Here is a 19,701-nt window from a genome sequence, read left to right as displayed (position 1 = left end):
GTGAAGACCGATCCGCGCAGCTTCATTCTTGCCAACACGACGCTGCAGGCGCCGCCGCATGTGCCGGAAATCCGGCTGCATCTTGCGGACGAAGCGCACGACCTCTGGCAAAAGACGGAGGAGGAACTGGAGGCGATCGGCCTTCCTCCCCCATTCTGGGCCTTCGCCTGGGCAGGCGGCCAGGGACTGGCCCGCTACATCCTCGATCATCCGGAGACTGTGAGGGGAAAACGCGTGCTGGATGTTGCGACGGGCTCCGGTCTCGTCGCCATCGCGGCCGGCCTTGCGGGGGCGGTAGACGTCTTCGCAGCCGATATCGACCCGTGGAGCTCTGGCGCCGTTGCGTTGAATGCCGCGGCTAACGGGGTGGTCCTGAACTTTACCGGTGAGGACGTGGTCGGCTGCGCTGTCGATGCCGACGTGGTTCTGGCAGGGGACGTGTTCTACGACAAGAGCTTTGCGGATCGCCTCCTGCCCTGGTTCAAGCGGCTGGCCGGGCAGGGTGTTGTCGTGCTGGTCGGCGATCCGGGCCGGAGCTACCTGCCGCAGGACTGCCTCGAGGGGCTTGCTACCTATGAGGTGGCGGTCACGCGGGCGCTGGAAGACAGCGAGGTGAAGAAGACGACGGTCTGGCGGCTCACCTAGTTGCCGCGGATGACGCAGACGCCGGCTTCGTAGGAACATGCATTCGCCGATCCGCCGAGCCTCAGGCCGCTGCCGACGTGGATGATAGTTGCCTTGGGTGCGAGAATCGGTGCGGGCGTTGCTGGCCCGTTGCGATTGATGACCCAGACGGATCGGCTGAAAGTACCGATGCGCCGAAGATGCGTGACGGGGCTGGAATAGCCTACGGACGGACCGGCCTTTTGATAGTGGTGATGGCCGAAGCCGCGCGAGGAGCTGTTCCAGCCGTTTCCGGCAAAAGCGGGATAGGCTGCGGATATCGCGAGGCAGCATGCGAGTGCGGCCATCATGAAAGGTTTTCCGGTCATCATGACCTCCAGTTCAAGCGTTAACGGAAGGTTAACACAGTTGTCCTAGGGAAGTCGCCATGGCTGTGGGGCTATTGCCGGATTTGGTTAATCCGCGGGGCGGAAGAGGCGGGGATTGAAGGGTTTCGACCCCAATCGATTTAAATTTGAAATCCGTTTGAATTCGCTTGTCGTAGGGTATATCGGGCATTAAACCACGCTCAATGATGCAATGCACATTTCTTCGGCATGGTGCATTGGCGGGTGCAACGCCCGCATGCCGCTTCAACGCCGCGAGGTCCTGATGGCGAATGTGACGAAAAACCGGCCCCTGTCGCCGCATCTGCAGGTTTACAGGTTCATTCCAACCATGGCGATGTCGATCATGCACCGCATTACCGGTGCTGCTCTCTACTTCGGCATGATTCTCATCGCTGCCTGGCTCGTCGCCGCTGCTTCCGGTGAGGAAAGCTTCAATCAGGCGAATGCGCTGTTTGGGTCGCTGGTCGGCCAGATCATCCTCTTCGGCTTTACATGGGCCTTGCTGCACCACCTGCTCGGCGGCCTGCGCCACATCATGTGGGACCTCGGCTACGGCTTCGAGAAGGAATTCTCGACGAAGCTCGCCAAGGCCAATCTTGCCGCTTCGATCGCGCTCACGATCCTCGTCTGGATCGTCGTCGTCATGGTTCGCTGAGGAGAAGTTCATGGATATGCGTACGCCCCTCGGCAAGGTCCGTGGCCTTGGCTCTGCCAAAAGCGGTACTGATCACTTCTGGAAAGTTCGCACCACATCGGTCGCGCTTGTTCCGCTTGTCCTTTTCTACATCGTCTTCCTGATCATGTATGTGGGTCGTCCCTATGCGGAGGTCATTGGCGCTCTGGCCAACCCATTCGTTGCCGCGATCAACGCGCTGACGGTGCTGGCGACAGTGATCCACATGCGCCTCGGCATGGAAGAGGTGATCCAGGACTATGTCCATAACGAGGGTATGAAGGTCGTGCTTTTCATCCTCAACGCTTCCTTCTCGCTTCTGATCGGCGGTCTCTGTCTTATCGCCGTCCTGAAAATCGCATTTGCAGGATAATCCGCCATGGCATCGATCACTCCCATTGCGCAGGGGACATCCCAGACCGGCAAGGCCTATACCTATGTCGACCACTCCTATGACGTGATTGTCGTGGGCGCCGGCGGCGCGGGCCTCAGGGCGACGCTCGGCATGGCCGAGCAGGGCTTTAAGACGGCCTGCATCACCAAGGTCTTCCCGACGCGTTCCCACACCGTGGCTGCACAGGGTGGCATCGCCGCCTCGCTGACCAACATGACGCCGGATTGCTGGCAGTGGCACCTCTACGATACCGTCAAGGGCTCCGACTGGCTGGGCGATGTCGATGCCATGCAATATCTCGCCATGGAAGCGCCGAAGGCTGTTTACGAGCTGGAACATTACGGCGTGCCGTTTTCCCGTAACGAGGAAGGCAAGATCTACCAGCGGCCATTCGGCGGTCACATGCAGAACTACGGCGCCGGTCCGCCGGTGCAGCGCACCTGCGCTGCCGCAGACCGTACAGGACACGCGATCCTGCACACGCTCTACGGCCAGTCGCTGCGCAACAATGCCGAATTCTTCATCGAGTACTTCGCGCTCGACCTGATCATGTCGGACGACGGCCGCTGCACAGGGGTCGTCGCCTGGAATCTGGACGACGGCACGATCCATCGCTTCGCCGCCAAGATGGTGGTGCTGGCAACCGGTGGTTATGGCCGCGCCTACTTCTCGGCGACTTCCGCGCATACCTGCACCGGAGACGGTGGCGGCATGATCGCGCGTGCCGGGCTGCCGCTGCAGGACATGGAGTTCGTCCAGTTCCACCCGACAGGCATCTACGGATCCGGCTGTCTGATTACCGAAGGCGCGCGCGGCGAGGGCGGCTACCTCGTCAACTCCGAAGGCGAGCGTTTCATGGAGCGCTATGCGCCCTCCGCCAAGGACCTGGCCTCGCGCGATGTCGTTTCCCGCTGCATGACGCTGGAGATCCGCGAGGGGCGCGGCGTCGGCAAGAACAAGGACCACATCTTCCTGCATCTCGATCACCTGGATCCGGCTGTTCTGCACGAACGCCTGCCGGGTATCTCGGAGAGCGCCAAGATTTTCGCCGGCGTCGACGTCACCCGCGAGCCGATCCCCGTCCTGCCGACCGTGCACTACAACATGGGCGGCATCCCGACGAATTTCTGGGGTGAGGTCCTGAACGCGGACAGCGCTAATCCGGAGCGGATCGCTCCTGGCCTGATGGCGGTCGGCGAGGCCGGCTGCGCGTCGGTTCATGGTGCAAACCGTCTTGGTTCGAACTCGCTGATCGACCTTGTCGTTTTCGGCCGTGCCGCCGCAATCCGGGCAGGCGAGGTGATCGACCGGGCAGCACCCGTGCCGGCGCTCAACACTGCCGCCTGCGACAAGATCATGGACCGCTTTGACCGCCTTCGGAACGCCAATGGCGGAACGCCGACAGCGGTGCTGCGCGACAAGATGCAGCGAACCATGCAGGAAGATGCTGCCGTCTTCCGCACGCAGGAGTCGCTGGAATCCGGCTGCCGCCGCATGTCATCGATCTGGGGAGAGCTGAAGGACGTCAAGGTCACCGACCGCTCGATGATCTGGAATTCCGACCTCGTGGAGACGCTGGAGCTGGAGAACCTGATGGCGAACGCCATCACCACCGTCTACGGCGCCGAAGCACGCAAGGAAAGCCGTGGCAGCCACGCCCGCGAGGACTTTACGGAAGGCCCGTTCGGCGGTCGCGACGACGTGAACTGGCGCAAGCATACGCTTGCCTGGGTCAACGAAGCCGGCGACGTGAAGCTGGACTATCGCCCGGTTCATACGGAACTCATTGCCGATGGCATCGATCCTGCGAAGATCGAGCCCAAGGCCCGCGTCTACTGATCCCGAGAGGACCCGGACATGGTTGAACTCGCTCTACCGAAGAACTCGCAGATGACCGAAGGCAAGGTCTGGCCGAAGCCGGACGGCGCCACCAATCTTCGCGAGTACCGGATCTATCGCTGGAATCCGGACGACGGCCAGAACCCTCGGATCGACACCTACTATGTCGACATCGACGACTGCGGACCGATGGTGCTCGATGGTCTTCTCTACATCAAGAACAACATTGATCCGACGCTGACGCTCCGCCGCTCCTGCCGTGAGGGTATCTGCGGCTCGTGCGCGATGAACATCGACGGCTCGAACACGCTGGCCTGCACCAAGGGCATGGACGACATCAACGGCACGGTGAAGGTCTACCCGCTGCCGCACATGCCGGTGGTGAAGGACCTCGTGCCGGACCTGACGAACTTCTATGCGCAGCACCGTTCGATCGAGCCTTGGCTGAAGACGGTTTCGCCGCCGCCGGCGAAGGAGTGGAAGCAGAGCCATGAGGACCGGCTGAAGCTCGACGGGCTCTACGAGTGCATTCTCTGCGCCTGCTGCTCCACCTCCTGTCCCAGCTACTGGTGGAACGGCGACCGCTATCTCGGCCCGGCTGTCCTGCTGCAGGCCTATCGCTGGCTCATCGACTCGCGCGATGAGGCGAAGGGCGAGCGTCTGGACAACCTCGAGGATCCGTTCCGGCTCTATCGCTGCCATACGATCATGAACTGCGCGCAGACCTGTCCGAAGGGATTGAACCCGGCCAAGGCGATCGCTGAGATCAAAAAGATGATGGTCGAGCGCCGTGTCTAGAGAAATGCGAGATCATTGCTTGATGTTGAGCAGCGCTGGCCCATGTTCCGCATCAAGGGCATCTCAGGGCGGAGAGTTCCGCCCTGTCTTGATTTGAGACAGCTCTTCGCGATAATTCCGCCGTCTTTCATCCATAGCAACGGCAGCAGGCAAAGAACGGAGTGAATGATGAAGTTCAGATATGTCGCAACCGGCTTGGTAGTCGCCGTCGCCCTGGCGGGTTGCCAGCGCACTTCCTATAGCCCGTACGACAATCTGCCGTCACAGCCCGCTCCCCTGCAGGCGCAGCCCGTCCCCTCTGTACAGTCCAACCAGCTGCCGCCGCCGGGTGGTGCAAGCCAGTTCCCGACGGCCCCGCAGCAGGAGACCGCCGCGCTTGACCCGAATGCTTCGGCTGCTCCGGCCACGGCGCTCGATGTCACCAAGGAACAGATGGTCGGCAACTGGCGCGTCTCCTATGCCGGTTCATCCTGCGACATGTTCCTGACGCTCACCAATCTCGGCAGCGGTTCCCGCGGCGGCACTCGCGGTTGTGCGGGAGAGCTCACGACGATGGGATCCTGGGAAGTGTCGGGCAAGATGGTGCAGTTCAAGGATCGCTCGGGCAACGTGATCGGCCGTGTCTACAAGTCCGCCGATAACCGCTTCGACGGCACCACCAATTCGGGCCAACCGGTCAACCTGAGCCGCTAACCGGCTCAGGGAACGCCGCAGCATTTCATGGACGTTATCCCCGACTACACGCACAGCGTCGTAGAGGAGTTGAAGGCCCTGGCGGAGGCCGGGAAGCTGACGCCGGACCGTGCCCAACTGGATGTTGCGGCCAAGCTGGACCGGGTCTTGGGTGACCTTCGCGATGCTCGCCCTGCCAAGAAGAAGAGTGCGCTCGGCTGGTTGTTTGCCAAGGGCAGCGGACGGCCGAAACCGATCCGCGGGCTATACATCCACGGCAGCGTCGGCCGCGGCAAGACCATGCTTATGGAAATGTTCTTCAAGCAGGCAGCGACGGACCGAAAGCGGCGCGCCCATTTCCATGAGTTCATGGCGGATGTGCATGGCCGGGTCCATGAGCATCGCATGAAGGTGAAGAATGGCGAGGTGCGTGATCCCGATCCGATTCCGCCCGTTGCTGCATCGATATATGCGGAAGCGGAGCTGCTCTGCTTCGACGAGTTCTCCGTCACCGACATTACCGACGCGATGATCCTTGCACGACTGTTCACGGAGCTTTTCGCGCTCGGCTGCGTGCTGGTTGCCACATCCAATGTCGCGCCTGAAAACCTCTACAAGGATGGTTTGAACAGGGGGCTGTTCCTGCCCTTCATCGATCTCCTGCGCAGGCATGTCGAGGTCACTACGCTGGACTCCGACACCGACTACCGGATGCAGAAGCTGGCAAACCTGCCGGTCTATGTCACGCCTCTCGGTCCTCAGGCGGATGCGACGATGGAGGCGACCTGGCACCAGGTAACGGACGGGGCGAAGACGGCGCCGTCCGAAGTGCCACGCAAGGGACGCTCCATCCCGGTTCCCGCGGCAGCCGGGCGGACTGCCCGGTTTTCCTTTGCCGACCTCTGTGAACGCCCGCTGGGTGCTGCCGACTATCTCGCCATTGCTGAGCGTTACGACTCCGTTTTCCTTGAGCGCGTGCCGCAGCTCGGCGCGGAAAAGCGCAACGAGACGAAGCGCTTCATCAACCTCGTCGACACGCTCTACGACAATGCCATACGTCTCTACGTCTCGGCGGCCGCCCAACCGGAAGACCTTCTGGCCGAAAGACGCGGCACCGAGGGTTTCGAGTTTGATCGTACGGTATCCCGTCTCTTCGAGATGCGGAGTGCTGACTACGCCGCGCTGCATCGCCAGCGGCACCGAAACAGGTCCGTGCCGCCTCTATAAATCTTACGTTTACGTAAGATATTGATGATCTAACCGATTGAAAATGCTGTGTCCAAAAGAACCGGTTGCCAATTTCAACGGTTGTCGGTATGGCGGTGGGCATATTGGCGGGCCGCGAGCCGTCTCAGCCAACAGGTTTTGATCGCGAGAGGAAGCTATTTATGGCGCGCAAGAAGATCGCACTTATTGGTTCCGGCATGATCGGCGGTACGCTGGCGCATCTGGCCGGCCTCAAGGAACTGGGCGACATAGTCCTGTTCGATATCGCCGACGGTATACCGCAGGGTAAGGGGCTGGACATCGCGCAGTCATCGCCGGTCGACGGTTTCAATGCCAAGCTGACGGGTGCCAGTGACTATGCCGCCATCGAAGGCGCTGATGTCTGCATCGTCACCGCCGGTGTTGCCCGCAAGCCAGGCATGAGCCGCGACGATCTCCTCGGCATCAATCTCAAGGTGATGGAGCAGGTTGGTGCAGGCATCAAGAAGTATGCACCGAACGCCTTCGTGATCTGCATCACCAACCCGCTCGATGCCATGGTCTGGGCGCTGCAGAAGTTCTCCGGCCTGCCGAAGAACATGGTGGTCGGCATGGCCGGTGTCCTCGACTCCGCGCGCTTCCGCCTGTTCATCGCCGAAGAATTCAACGTGTCGGTTCAGGACGTCACCGCATTCGTGCTGGGCGGCCATGGTGACACGATGGTGCCGCTCGCCCGCTACTCGACCGTTGCCGGCATTCCGCTGACGGATCTCGTCAAGATGGGCTGGACGACGCAGGAGCGTCTCGAGCAGATCATCCAGCGCACCCGCGACGGCGGCGCCGAGATCGTCGGCCTGCTGAAGACCGGTTCTGCATATTATGCCCCGGCTGCCTCGGCAATCGAGATGGCTGAATCCTACCTCAAAGACAAGAAGCGCGTCCTGCCTGTCGCTGCTCACCTCACTGGCCAGTACGGCGTGAAGGACATGTATGTCGGCGTTCCGACCGTGATCGGTGCCGGCGGCGTCGAGCGCGTGATCGAAGTCGAATTCAACAAGGACGAAGAAGCGGCCTTCCAGAAGTCTGTCGGCGCCGTCGCCGGCCTCTGCGAAGCCTGCATCAACATCGCTCCGGCACTCAAGTAATCGCGCCAGCCAACCATCCAAGGACAAGCTGATGAACATCCATGAATATCAGGCCAAGGCTCTCCTGAAGAGCTACGGTGCGCCGGTCGCGGAAGGCGTGGCCATCATGAAGGCCGAAGGAGCGGAAGCAGCAGCGAAGTCGCTCCCCGGCCCGCTCTATGTGGTCAAGAGCCAGATCCATGCCGGCGGCCGCGGCAAGGGCAAGTTCAAGGAGCTGGGTCCTGACGCCAAGGGCGGCGTCCGTCTCGCGAAGTCGGTCGACGAAGTCATCGCCAACGTCAAGGACATGCTCGGCAACACGCTGGTGACCGCCCAGACCGGCGAGGCCGGCAAGCAGGTCAACCGCCTCTACATCGAGGATGGTGCGGACATCGCTCGCGAGCTCTACTGTTCGCTGCTGGTCGATCGCTCCGTTGGCCGCGTAGCCTTCGTCGTGTCGACCGAGGGGGGGATGGATATCGAAGCCGTTGCCCACGACACGCCTGAAAAGATCCATACGATCGCCATCGATCCAGAAACCGGCGTGACGGCGGACGACGTCTCGAAGATCTCCAAGGCGCTCGAACTGACGGGTGCTGCGGCCGAGGACGCGAAGACCCTCTTCCCGATCCTCTACAAGGCCTTCTCCGAGAAGGACATGTCGCTGCTCGAGATCAACCCACTGATCGTCATGCAGAACGGCCATCTGCGCGTTCTCGACGCCAAGGTATCGTTCGATGGCAACGCGCTTTTCCGTCACGACGACGTGCGGGCGCTGCGTGACGAGACTGAGGAAGACGCCAAGGAAATTGAGGCCTCCAAGTGGGACCTCGCCTATGTGGCCCTCGACGGCAACATCGGCTGCATGGTCAACGGTGCCGGTCTCGCCATGGCGACGATGGACATCATCAAGCTCTACGGCAAGGAGCCGGCGAACTTCTGCGACGTCGGCGGCGGCGCCGGCAAGGAGAAGGTGGCGGCAGCCTTCAAGATTATCACCGCCGACCCGAAGGTCGAGGGCATCCTCGTCAACATCTTCGGCGGCATCATGCGCTGCGACGTGATTGCGGAAGGCGTGGTTGCTGCGGTGCAGGAAGTTGGCCTGAAGGTTCCGCTCGTCGTGCGCCTCGAGGGCACGAATGTCGAGCTCGGCAAGAAGATCCTGAACGAATCCGGCCTAGCGATCACTGCGGCTGACGACCTTGACGACGCGGCGAAGAAGATCGTCGCGGCGATCGAAGCCTAACCTGGAAGGACCGCAAAATGTCTATTCTCGTCAACAAAGACACCAAGGTCATCGTCCAGGGCCTGACCGGCAAGACCGGCACCTTCCACACCGAACAGGCGCTCGCCTACTACGGCACCAAGATGGTTGGTGGCGTGCACCCAAAGAAGGGTGGCGAATCCTGGTCGTCGGGCGTCGACGGCACCTCGCTGCCGATCTTCACGTCCGTCGCCGAAGCCAAGGAGCGGACCGGCGCCGACGCGACCGTGATCTACGTTCCGCCGGCGGGCGCCGCGGACGCGATCATCGAGGCGATCGAGGCTGAAGTCCCGTTCATCACCTGCATCACCGAGGGCATCCCTGTCATGGACATGGTGCGGGTGAAGGCCAAGCTCGACAAGTCGAAGTCGCGCCTGCTCGGCCCGAACTGCCCGGGTATCCTGACGCCGGAAGAATGCAAGATCGGCATCATGCCGGGCTCGATCTTCCGCAAGGGGTCGGTCGGGATCGTGTCGCGCTCCGGCACGCTGACCTACGAGGCCGTGTTCCAGACCTCCAACGAAGGCCTCGGCCAGACGACGGCCGTCGGCATCGGCGGTGATCCGGTCAAGGGCACCGAGTTCATCGACGTGCTGGAGATGTTCCTCGCCGACGACGCGACGACCTCGATCATCATGATCGGCGAGATCGGCGGCTCGGCCGAGGAAGACGCCGCTCAGTTCCTGATCGACGAAGCCAAGAAGGGCCGCAAGAAGCCGATGGCAGGCTTCATTGCCGGCCGTACGGCTCCGAAGGGTCGCACGATGGGTCATGCCGGCGCGGTCGTTTCCGGCGGCAAGGGCGATGCGGAATCGAAGATCGCGGCCATGGAAGCGGCCGGCATCAAGGTTTCGCCATCCCCGGCGCGCCTCGGCAAGACGCTGGTTGAAGTTCTCAAGGGCTGAGGCCACATAGCGATGCGGTGAGCGCATCGGATACGCTTCGGGCCGGCGGCGAGGAACATGCGTCGCCTGCCCGGGTTCAGCGTCGGTAGACGCGGTGTGCCGGCCTAGCGCCGGCGATTGCAGTTTGATGGCGGTGGCCGGCGCCCAGTCTCCGGCCTTCAATTATGTCAGGAGGCGGACGCGGCGTCCGCAGTAGAACCATGGCACGGCAAGAAGCCAACGAGCAGTTTCTCATCACCTCCTTCCTGGACGGCGCCAATGCCTCCTATATCGAGCAGCTCTATGCCCGGTACGAGGAGAACCCCAATTCGGTTGGGCCGGAATGGCAGTCTTTCTTCAAGGCGCTTGCCGACAGTCCGGAGGACGTGAAGAAGGCTGCAGCCGGTGCGTCCTGGCAGCGCCGGAACTGGCCGGTTACCCCGGGTGGTGACCTGGTGGCCGCGCTGGACGGCAACTGGCCGATGGTGGAGAAGGCGATCGAGGGCAAGGTCAAGGCGAAAGCCGAGGCTGCCGCTGCCGCATCCCGCACGGTCGTCAATGAGACCGAAGTGCTGCAGGCCACCCGCGATTCCGTACGCGCCATCATGATGATCCGCGCCTATCGCATGCGCGGCCACCTGCACGCCAAGCTCGATCCGCTCGGGTTGGCCATCCCGGTGGAAGATTACAACGAGCTTTCGCCGACTTCCTACGGTTTCACGGAAGCCGACTATGATCGCAGGATCTTCATCGACAACGTGCTCGGGCTGGAATACGCGACCATCCCGGAAATGCTCGACATCCTGAAGCGGACCTACTGCTCGACCATGGGCGTCGAGTTCATGCATATCTCCAATCCCGAGGAGAAGCAGTGGATCCAGGAGCGGATCGAAGGGCCCGACAAGGGCGTCGAGTTCACGCCGAACGGCAAGAAGGCGATCCTGCAGAAACTGGTCGAGGCCGAAGGCTACGAGCAGTTCCTCGACGTGCGCTTCAAGGGCACCAAGCGCTTTGGTCTCGATGGCGGTGAATCGCTCATCCCGGCGCTCGAGCAGATCATCAAGCGCGGCGGACAGGAAGGGCTGGAGGAGATCGTGCTGGGCATGGCCCACCGTGGCCGCCTGAACGTGCTGACCAATGTCATGGGCAAGCCGCATCGCGCGGTGTTCCACGAGTTCAAGGGCGGATCGTTCAAGCCGGACGACGTCGAAGGCTCGGGCGACGTCAAGTATCACCTCGGCGCTTCCTCCGACCGTGAGTTCGACGGCAACAAGGTGCACCTGTCGCTGACCGCAAACCCCTCGCACCTGGAGATCGTCAACCCGGTCGTCATGGGGAAGGCGCGTGCCAAGCAGGACATGCTGGCCAAGACCTTCGACAAGGACGGCATCATCCCGCTCAACGAACGGGCCAAGGTTCTGCCGCTGCTGCTGCACGGCGATGCGGCCTTCGCTGGCCAGGGCGTCGTGGCCGAAATCCTCGGCTTGTCCGGTCTGCGCGGTCACCGCGTCGCGGGGATGATCCACTTCATCATCAACAACCAGATCGGCTTTACGACGAACCCCGCGTTCTCGCGCTCATCGCCTTATCCGTCCGACGTGGCCAAGATGATCGAAGCGCCGATCTTCCACGTCAACGGCGACGATCCGGAGTCCGTCGTCTATGCCGCCAAGGTGGCTACTGAATACCGGATGAAGTTCCACAAGCCGGTTGTCGTGGACATGTTCTGCTACCGCCGCTTCGGCCACAACGAAGGCGACGAGCCGGCGTTCACGCAGCCGAAGATGTACAAGGTCATTCGCGCGCACAAGACCGTAGCCCAGCTCTACGCCGAACGACTGATCGCCGAAGGGCTGATCACCGATGGCGAATTCGAGAAGATGAAGGCCGACTGGCGCGCGCACCTGGAACAGGAATTCGAGGCCGGCCAGACCTACAAGCCGAACAAGGCGGACTGGCTCGATGGCGTCTGGTCCGGGCTGCGCTCTGCCGACAATGCCGACGAGCAGCGCCGCGGTAAGACCTCCGTGCCGATGAAGCAGTTGAAGGAGATCGGCCGCAAGCTGTCGACGATCCCTGACGGCTTCAACGCGCACCGCACGATCAAGCGCTTCATGGAAAACCGCGCCCAGATGGTGGAGACGGGCGAGGGGATCGACTGGGCGATGGCGGAAGCGCTGGCCTTCGGCTCGCTGGCTGTCGAGGGGACCAAGATCCGCCTGTCGGGCCAGGACTGCGAGCGCGGCACCTTCTCGCAGCGTCACTCCGTGCTCTACGACCAGGAGACGGAAGAGCGCTACATTCCGCTGTCCAACCTCGCGCCGACCCAGGCGCGCTACGAGGTCATCAACTCGATGCTCTCCGAAGAAGCGGTCCTCGGATTCGAGTACGGTTACTCGCTGGCGCGCCCCAACGCACTGACGCTCTGGGAAGCGCAGTTCGGTGACTTTGCTAACGGCGCGCAGGTTGTCTTCGACCAGTTCATCTCGTCGGGTGAGCGCAAGTGGCTGCGCATGTCTGGTCTCGTCTGCCTGCTTCCGCACGGTTATGAAGGTCAGGGCCCCGAGCATTCGTCTGCCCGCCTGGAGCGCTGGCTGCAGATGTGCGCCGAGGACAACATGCAGGTCGCCAACTGCACGACGCCGGCGAACTACTTCCACATCCTGCGCCGGCAGGTGAAGCGCGACTTCCGCAAGCCGCTGATCCTGATGACGCCGAAGTCGCTGCTGCGTCACAAGCGGGCTACGTCAACCCTCGCGGAGATGGCTGGTGAGTCTGCCTTCCATCGCCTGCTGTGGGACGATGCGGAAGTCATCAAGGACGGTCCGATCAAGCTGCAGAAGGATGCCAAGATCCGTCGCGTCGTCATGTGCACCGGCAAGGTCTACTACGATCTGCTGGAAGAGCGCGAGAAGCGTGGCATTGACGACGTCTACCTGCTTCGCATCGAGCAGCTTTACCCGTTCCCGGCGAAGGCGCTGATCAACGAGCTGTCCCGCTTCCGCAATGCGGAGATGGTCTGGTGCCAGGAAGAACCCAAGAACATGGGTGCGTGGGCCTTCATCGACCCCTATCTGGAGTGGGTGCTGGCGCATATCGATGCCAAGTACCAGAGGGTTCGTTACACCGGCCGCCCTGCAGCGGCATCGCCGGCGACGGGTCTGATGTCGAAGCACCTCGCCCAGCTCGAAGCATTCCTCGAAGACGCGCTTGGCGGCTGATCTGGCCGCCAGCGACAAGATCGACATTCTAGAGAAACGGAAACACTCCATGGCCACCGAAATCCGCGTCCCTACCCTCGGCGAGTCCGTCAGTGAGGCAACAGTCGGCACCTGGTTCAAGAAAGTCGGCGATACCGTGAAGGCGGACGAGCCGCTGGTCGAGCTCGAGACGGACAAGGTTACCGTCGAGGTTCCGGCACCGGCTTCGGGCGTGCTCACGGAAATTGTCGCACAGAACGGCGAGACCGTCGGGCTCGACGCACTTCTCGGCCAGATCGCCGAAGGTGCCGCCGGTGCGGCACCGGCTGCTCCCGCCAAGGCCGAAGCTCCTGCCAAGGCCGCCGAAGCGGCTCCTGCCAAGACCGCCGAGCCGGCACCGGCCGCCAAGGGCACCTCCGACATGCCGGCAGCACCCGCCGCCGCCAAGATGCTGTCCGAAAACAAACTGTCTGCCGATCAGGTGGAAGGATCCGGCAAGCGCGGCCAGGTTCTGAAGGGCGACGTGATCGCCGCCGTCGCCAAGGGCGTCTCGGCCCCCGCCGCATCCGCTGAGGCTCCGAAGGCCGCGCGCGCGCCGTCGACGACCGAAGATGCGGGACGCGAGGAACGGGTGAAGATGACGCGCCTGCGCCAGACGATCGCACGCCGCCTCAAGGACGCACAGAACACTGCTGCCATGCTGACCACCTATAACGAGGTGGACATGAAGGCGGTGATGGACCTGCGCAACCGCTACAAGGACATCTTCGAGAAGAAGCACGGCGTGAAGCTCGGCTTCATGGGCTTCTTCACCAAGGCCGTTACGCACGCGCTGAAGGAACTGCCGGCCGTCAACGCCGAGATCGACGGCACCGACATCATCTACAAGAACTACTGCCACATCGGCGTTGCCGTCGGTACCGACAAGGGCCTGGTCGTCCCGGTCGTGCGTGATGCGGACCAGATGTCGATCGCAGAGATCGAGAAGGAAATCGGCCGCCTCGGCAAGGCCGCCCGTGATGGCCAGCTTGGCATGGCCGACATGCAGGGTGGCACGTTCACCATCTCGAATGGCGGCGTCTACGGCTCACTCATGTCCTCGCCGATCCTCAACGCGCCGCAGTCCGGCATTCTCGGCATGCACAAGATCCAGGAGCGTCCGGTTGCCATTGGCGGCCAGGTCGTCATCCGTCCGATGATGTATCTCGCGCTCTCCTACGACCACCGGATCGTTGACGGCAAGGAAGCGGTGACATTCCTCGTGCGCGTCAAGGAAAGCCTGGAAGATCCGGAGCGCCTGGTTCTCGACCTGTAAGGTCTGAAGAAGAGGGAAGAGCAGCATGGACCCCGCCTCGGCAAACGCCACCCATATGGTGATCGTGCTGTGCCTGAGCGTGGCCCTGCTGTTCTTTCATATCCTGCTGCAGGGCATGCTGGCGACGCGGGAGCTTGGATCGGCCTGGAATGCCGGACCGCGCGACGAGGAGCGGCAGCCAAAGGGCGTCCTTGCCGGACGAGCCGCCCGCGCGTCGAAGAACTTCCAGGAAACCTATCCGGCATTCATCGGGCTTCTCCTTGCACTTGGGCTCATTGGTGATCCGTCAGGTGTCGGCATCGCCGGCGCCTGGACCTGGCTCATCGCCCGCATCGTCTATATCCCGCTCTACCTGGCAGGCGTGCCTTACATCCGTTCGCTCGCATGGCTGATGAGCGTTGTTGGTCTCGTCGTCATGATGGCCACGCTTTTGTTCTGAGAGATCGCGTCATGCACGCCTACTTCATCGAACTGATCTCGCTGATGGCCATTTTCTCCTTCGCCATTGTTTCGCCCGGCGCTGACCTCGCCATGGTGATGCGGCAGGCGGTGGTTCACGGCCGGCGGCAGGCGATCATCACGAGCTTCGGCATAGGAGCGTCGCTGATGCTCCACGTTACCTACACCATTCTCGGGCTCGGGCTGATCGTGTCCCAGTCGGTCTACCTGTTCAACATGGTGAAATGGCTGGGCGTTGCCTATCTGATCTACATCGGGGTGAAGGCACTGAGGGCGGGCAGGACCGAGATCACCATCTCGGCGGAGACCGAATCCGGCGCTGTCAGAAGCCAGACGGCTTCGAAGGCATTCATGCTCGGCTTCGCCGCCAACGCACTCAATCCGAAGGCGGTCTTCTTCTTCCTGTCGATCTTCTCATCCGTCGTCAGCGCCCATACGCCGATGGCGATCAAGTTCGGCTACGGCACGGTGATGGCAACCTGCCTCATTCTGTGGTTCGTGGGCGTGAGCGCGTTCATGACCACGCCGCGCATGCGCGCAGCGTTCTCGCGCGCCAGCAAGTGGATCGACCGGACCAGTGGCGTGGTATTCATCGCGCTCGGTATCAAGCTTGCGACTGAAAAGGCGGCCTAAGGGCCATTCTCGAAATATTGGCGGGTAACGCCGCCAGAAACAGGACCAGGATTTAGAACATGGCTTATGATGTCGTCGTTATCGGAAGCGGACCCGGTGGTTATGTCTGCGCCATCAAGGCGGCCCAGCTCGGGCTGAAGGTTGCCGTGGTCGAGAAGCGTGCCACCTATGGCGGCACCTGCCTCAATGTCGGCTGCATTCCCTCCAAGGCCCTCCTGCATGCCTCCGAGATGTTCCATCATGCCGCCCACGGCATGGATTCGCTCGGCGTCGAGATCCCGGCTCCCAAGCTCAACCTTGAAAAGATGATGGCGCACAAGGATGCGACGGTGAAGTCGAACGTCGACGGGGTCGCTTTCCTGTTCAAGAAGAACAAGATCGACGGCTTGATCGGAACCGGCAAGATCGTTGCGGCCGGCAAGGTCTCCGTGACTGCCGAGGACGGCAGCACCCAGGAACTGGAGACGAAGAACATCGTCATCGCCACCGGTTCCGACGTTGCCGGCATCCCCGGCGTGAATGTCGAGGTCGATGAGAAGGTGATCGTCTCCTCCACCGGCGCAATCGCGCTCGACAAGGTGCCGCAGAACCTCGTGGTCGTCGGCGGTGGCGTGATCGGGCTGGAGCTCGGCTCGGTCTGGATGCGCCTCGGCGCCAAGGTGACGGTCGTCGAATACCTGGACACCATCCTCGGCGGGATGGACGGCGAGGTCTCCAAGCAGTTCCAGCGCATGCTGGCCAAGCAGGGAATGACCTTCAACCTGGGAGAAAAGGTGACCGGGGTCGAAAAGTCCGGCGCCGGTGCCAAGGTCACGTTCGAGCCTGTGAAGGGCGGCGAAGCGCAGACGATCGAGGCGGATGTCGTGCTGATCTCCACCGGCCGCAAGCCCTATACGGCAGGCCTTGGCCTCGAAGAGGCGGGCGTGGCGCTCGACAATCGCGGCCGGGTCGAGATTGACGGGCACTACAAGACGAATGTCGACGGCATCTATGCGATCGGCGACGTCGTGAAGGGGCCGATGCTCGCCCACAAGGCGGAAGACGAAGGCGTGGCGCTGGCGGAAATTCTCGCCGGCCAGCACGGCCATGTAAACTACGATGTCATTCCTGGCGTCGTCTATACGCAGCCGGAAGTCGCTTCGGTCGGCAAGACCGAGGAAGAGCTGAAGGCGGCAGGAGTGGCTTACAAGGTCGGAAAGTTCCCCTTCACCGCGAACGGCCGTGCCCGCGCGATGCAGGTGACGGACGGCTTCGTGAAGATCCTCGCCGACAAGGAGACGGATCGCGTGCTCGGTGGCCACATCGTCGGCTTCGGTGCGGGCGAAATGATCCACGAGATCGCCGTGCTGATGGAGTTCGGTGGATCGTCGGAAGATCTTGGCCGCACCTGCCATGCGCATCCGACCATGTCGGAAGCGGTGAAGGAGGCAGCCCTCGCCACCTTCTTCAAGCCGCTCCACATGTAGAAACGCAAGACGGGCATTAAATCTTCTTCATCTTGAAGGCCGCAGCTTGCCACGCAGGCTGCGGCCTTTAACATCCGGAAGCAATTGCCGCGCAACGTGTTGACGAAAGGCAAGACAATGGCTTCCGACACCGTTTCCTATTCTGTTTCCCAACGCATCCTGCACTGGCTGGTCGTCGCTCTGGTCTTCTTCAACCTTCTGCTTCCGGAAGGCATGGAAGAGTGGAACCGCGCAGTTCGACAGGCGGGTGCGGCGACCGCCGAGCAGGTGGCAAGCGCCAACCTTCACGCCTATGCCGGCATCCTGATCGCGATACTCACCGTCTGGCGGATCGTGCTGCGGCTGACGATGAAGAGCCCGGCACTGCCTGTGGAGGAGCCGCCGATCTTCCGGATCGCCGCCAAGGCTGCGCACGGACTGCTCTACGTGTTGCTGCTGGCCCTGCCGCTGACCGGCGCTGGTGCCTACTATCTCGGCAACGAGCAGGCGGGCGACTTTCACGGGGGACCGCTGAAGGCGCTCCTGTGGCTTCTGATCGTCGCTCATGTTCTGGGCGTGCTGGCGCACCAGTTCTACTGGAAGACGAACGTCATGAAGCGAAGGACGGTCGGTTAGTGCTTCCGGGAACGGCTGACGGTGAAGCCCTGCTTGCGTAGCAATTCGACCAACCCATCCTCGCCCGGCAGGTGCAGGGCCCCAATAGCCACGAAGGCGCCGCCCTCGGCGAGAATGGGTGCGGCGCGCTCCGCCATCCGATGGTTGCGGTCGGAAATCACCGCGCTTTCGAAAGCGGCGTAGGCGCTCTCGTCCCCTTCGGTCAATGTCGGGGTCAGCGCCTTCAGCGCCGGAATAGTCACGCCCGTTTCCTCAGCGAGATAGAGTTCCGTCGTCGTCTCCACGACATCGTCCATCCGGCCGCCGAGCCTGACCGTCTCGACAAGAGCCTGGAGATGGAAGTCGATCGGCATTCCAGCCATCGCCGCCAGCTGCTCCTGAAGCGTTTCCAGCCCCTTCACGGGCTTGCCGGATGCCATGGCGTCGAGCGCGATCTTCTTGTCGAGAAATATGGCGCCGCCTGCCTTGCGCGCCGATTCGCAGGCTGAAGTCGCCACAAAGCCTGCCAGCATCCAGGGTTTCATGCGCGACACTGCGGAAAGGACGAGACCCCTTTCCTCCAGCCCTTCCTTCAGGACCACCAGATCTTCCGGGGGCAGAAGATTCTCGATCGACCGGCCATCCGTGAACATGGTCAGTTCAGGTCTGGCCAGGATGGCGGCAGCCGCCCTCCGCTCGTCGAGGATCTCGTCGGATTCGATGACGATCACCCGTGCGGCTGCGTGCGCCTCTGCGGCGCCCGGCGGCATCTTCAGGACACGCGGATCAGTCACGTGCATGGTGCCCAGCAGGTAGGACGGGGCAATGCCCTCGCGCTCGACCTTCCAGAAGAGACCTTGGCCGTTCACCACGTCTCGGCCCTCCGCCATCACAGCGGCGTAGGCCTGTGGATCGTCACGCTGCAAGCCTTTCAGCAGGTTCTTGCCGTGACATGCAGTCTCTGCTCTTGCCGGCGCGTACATGAGAAGGATCATCAGCAGGGACATCAGCGCCAACAGGTGGCCGGCGGCGAGCAGCCAAAGGGCAGTTGCGGACAGCTGGTGCAGCAAGCGCCGTGGCAGCGGGAAGAGGGCGTGGGTCGTCATGTCATCCTTCCAGGGAGGCCACAAGGACCTTAACCTCACGACCTGCACGAGCCATTAAGGCGGATGGTTAAGGCAATCCTATGCCCGCGGATGCGCCCGATCGTAGACCTCCAGCAGGCGTAGCGTGTCGACGCCAGTATAGACCTGCGTCGTCGAGAGGCTTGCATGTCCCAGAAGCTCCTGGATTGTCCTCAGATCACCGCCGCCTGCCAGGAGGTGCGTCGCGAAGGAGTGGCGCAGCGCGTGCGGCGTGGCGGTGTCAGGCAGGCCGAGCGCGCCGCGCAGCTTCTGCATGCCGCGTTGAATGATGGCGGGCTGCAGCGGTCCCCCACGGGCGCCGCGAAACAAGGGCTGGTCCGGCGGAGGAGCATAGGGACAGAGCTTCCGGTAGGCTGCCACCGCCTCGACCACGACGGGGAGCAGCGGTACGATCCGGACCTTGCCGCCCTTGCCGGTGACGCGAAGGCCAGAGGTACCAGCCTCAAGATCCCGCAACGTCAGTGCGAGGGCCTCCGATATTCGTAGTCCGCAGCCATAAAGCAGCGTCAGCACGGCAGCATCCCGCGCGGCGATCCAGGGTTCCTCCTGCAGTTGGGCGTCCTGGCCGACGACCGCCAGTGCCTGTCGATCGCTGAGCGGCTTCGGGAGTGATTTCGGCTGCCGAGGCGCACGGACAGCGCCGGCAGCCGCTGCGTTGATCAGGCCCTGCCGCTCCAGGTAATGAAGAAACGAGCGCAAGCCTGCCAGGTGCCGCCCAAGCGAGCGGGCGCCGGAGCCGTGGCGCCGGCGGACTGCCAGAAATGCACGCAGGTCGGCGGGGCGGAGCGTGTGGATGTCGGCGACCCGAGGCGGACCACCGAGATGACCGGTCAGGAAGCTCAGGAATTGGCGGGTATCGCGTTCGTAGGCTTCAAGCGTGTTGGCGGAAAGACGCCGCTCCCGTGCCAGATTGTCCAGCCATTCCACGCGATGCTGGAGGAGGTCTGGGGCTGCGATCGTTAGTATGTCGCTCAAGTCATGCCTATTGAATCGGTGCAGGGTGACCCCAGATTGCTTCTGAT

At 62.4% G+C, this 19,701-nt stretch carries 19 protein-coding genes; 16 read left to right on the top strand and 3 right to left on the bottom strand.

Features of this window, described 5'->3' with window-relative positions:
• Nucleotides 1-645, top strand: a complete 645-nt coding sequence (locus NT26_RS16660) for a class I SAM-dependent methyltransferase (RefSeq protein ID WP_052640380.1) — start codon at nucleotides 1-3, stop codon at nucleotides 643-645.
• Here the strand turns inward: NT26_RS16660 and NT26_RS16655 are convergent.
• On the bottom strand, nucleotides 642-974 hold the full coding sequence (locus NT26_RS16655; protein ID WP_152338634.1) for a hypothetical protein: 333 nt from the start codon (nucleotides 972-974) through the stop codon (nucleotides 642-644). The genes NT26_RS16660 and NT26_RS16655 overlap by 4 nt on opposite strands.
• 301 nt (nucleotides 975-1,275) lie before the next feature.
• Between NT26_RS16655 and sdhC the strand changes: the two genes are divergently transcribed.
• The 15 genes from sdhC to NT26_RS16580 all read left to right on the top strand — a co-directional run bounded on the left by sdhC (nucleotide 1,276) and on the right by NT26_RS16580 (nucleotide 17,555).
• The gene (sdhC, locus tag NT26_RS16650; RefSeq protein WP_052642298.1) at nucleotides 1,276-1,668 is read left to right on the top strand and encodes a succinate dehydrogenase, cytochrome b556 subunit; all 393 of its coding nucleotides are present in this window, start codon (nucleotides 1,276-1,278) and stop codon (nucleotides 1,666-1,668) included.
• Nucleotides 1,669-1,678: 10 nt separating this feature from the next.
• Nucleotides 1,679-2,059, top strand: a complete 381-nt coding sequence (gene sdhD, locus NT26_RS16645; RefSeq protein ID WP_052640378.1) for a succinate dehydrogenase, hydrophobic membrane anchor protein — start codon at nucleotides 1,679-1,681, stop codon at nucleotides 2,057-2,059.
• 6 nt (nucleotides 2,060-2,065) lie between these two features.
• Nucleotides 2,066-3,919, top strand: a complete 1,854-nt coding sequence (gene sdhA / locus NT26_RS16640) for a succinate dehydrogenase flavoprotein subunit (protein ID WP_052640377.1) — start codon at nucleotides 2,066-2,068, stop codon at nucleotides 3,917-3,919.
• Between the two features lie 18 nt (nucleotides 3,920-3,937).
• On the top strand, nucleotides 3,938-4,717 hold the full coding sequence (locus NT26_RS16635; RefSeq protein WP_052640376.1) for a succinate dehydrogenase iron-sulfur subunit: 780 nt from the start codon (nucleotides 3,938-3,940) through the stop codon (nucleotides 4,715-4,717).
• 168 nt (nucleotides 4,718-4,885) lie between these two features.
• Nucleotides 4,886-5,410 (top strand): protease inhibitor Inh/omp19 family protein, encoded by a 525-nt coding sequence (locus NT26_RS16630; protein ID WP_052640375.1) that lies wholly within the window; start codon nucleotides 4,886-4,888, stop codon nucleotides 5,408-5,410.
• Between the two features lie 27 nt (nucleotides 5,411-5,437).
• Entirely contained in the window at nucleotides 5,438-6,616 is a 1,179-nt protein-coding gene (gene zapE, locus NT26_RS16625) for a cell division protein ZapE (protein WP_052640374.1), read from the top strand.
• Nucleotides 6,617-6,777: 161 nt separating this feature from the next.
• Complete coding sequence (mdh, locus tag NT26_RS16620; RefSeq protein ID WP_052640373.1) at nucleotides 6,778-7,740, top strand: malate dehydrogenase; 963 nt, start codon at nucleotides 6,778-6,780, stop codon at nucleotides 7,738-7,740.
• Between the two features lie 31 nt (nucleotides 7,741-7,771).
• A complete protein-coding gene (gene sucC, locus NT26_RS16615; protein WP_052640372.1) occupies nucleotides 7,772-8,965 on the top strand; it encodes an ADP-forming succinate--CoA ligase subunit beta in 1,194 nt (397 codons plus the stop codon).
• A gap of 17 nt (nucleotides 8,966-8,982) precedes the next feature.
• Nucleotides 8,983-9,888 carry a succinate--CoA ligase subunit alpha gene (gene sucD / locus NT26_RS16610; protein WP_052640371.1) on the top strand — a complete coding sequence of 302 codons (906 nt, stop codon included), beginning with the start codon at nucleotides 8,983-8,985 and terminating at the stop codon, nucleotides 9,886-9,888.
• 200 nt (nucleotides 9,889-10,088) lie between these two features.
• Nucleotides 10,089-13,088 carry a 2-oxoglutarate dehydrogenase E1 component gene (locus NT26_RS16605; protein ID WP_052640370.1) on the top strand — a complete coding sequence of 1,000 codons (3,000 nt, stop codon included), beginning with the start codon at nucleotides 10,089-10,091 and terminating at the stop codon, nucleotides 13,086-13,088.
• A gap of 49 nt (nucleotides 13,089-13,137) precedes the next feature.
• Entirely contained in the window at nucleotides 13,138-14,382 is a 1,245-nt protein-coding gene (gene odhB / locus NT26_RS16600; RefSeq protein WP_052642296.1) for a 2-oxoglutarate dehydrogenase complex dihydrolipoyllysine-residue succinyltransferase, read from the top strand.
• A gap of 25 nt (nucleotides 14,383-14,407) precedes the next feature.
• Nucleotides 14,408-14,821: an MAPEG family protein gene (locus NT26_RS16595; protein WP_052640369.1), complete on the top strand. Its 414-nt coding sequence runs from the start codon at nucleotides 14,408-14,410 to the stop codon at nucleotides 14,819-14,821.
• Nucleotides 14,822-14,832: 11 nt separating this feature from the next.
• Nucleotides 14,833-15,474: a LysE family translocator gene (locus NT26_RS16590; protein WP_052640368.1), complete on the top strand. Its 642-nt coding sequence runs from the start codon at nucleotides 14,833-14,835 to the stop codon at nucleotides 15,472-15,474.
• A gap of 59 nt (nucleotides 15,475-15,533) precedes the next feature.
• Entirely contained in the window at nucleotides 15,534-16,940 is a 1,407-nt protein-coding gene (lpdA, locus tag NT26_RS16585) for a dihydrolipoyl dehydrogenase (RefSeq protein ID WP_052640367.1), read from the top strand.
• Between the two features lie 117 nt (nucleotides 16,941-17,057).
• The gene (locus tag NT26_RS16580; protein WP_052640366.1) at nucleotides 17,058-17,555 is read left to right on the top strand and encodes a cytochrome b; all 498 of its coding nucleotides are present in this window, start codon (nucleotides 17,058-17,060) and stop codon (nucleotides 17,553-17,555) included.
• On the opposite strand, the gene NT26_RS16575 is transcribed toward NT26_RS16580, so the two are convergent.
• Both NT26_RS16575 and NT26_RS16570 read right to left on the bottom strand, forming a co-directional pair.
• Entirely contained in the window at nucleotides 17,552-18,541 is a 990-nt protein-coding gene (locus NT26_RS16575) for a TraB/GumN family protein (RefSeq protein ID WP_244467706.1), read from the bottom strand. The two genes, NT26_RS16580 and NT26_RS16575, sit on opposite strands and share 4 nt — an antisense overlap.
• A 177-nt stretch (nucleotides 18,542-18,718) precedes the next feature.
• Complete coding sequence (locus tag NT26_RS16570) at nucleotides 18,719-19,654, bottom strand: tyrosine recombinase XerC (RefSeq protein WP_052640365.1); 936 nt, start codon at nucleotides 19,652-19,654, stop codon at nucleotides 18,719-18,721.
• Between the last annotated feature and the right edge of the window lie 47 nt (nucleotides 19,655-19,701).

This window comes from Pseudorhizobium banfieldiae, from assembly GCF_000967425.1.
Classification (GTDB): domain Bacteria; phylum Pseudomonadota; class Alphaproteobacteria; order Rhizobiales; family Rhizobiaceae; genus Neorhizobium; species Neorhizobium banfieldiae.
Note: the sequence above shows the minus strand (reverse complement) of the source record. Positions and strands in the feature narration are given on the sequence as shown.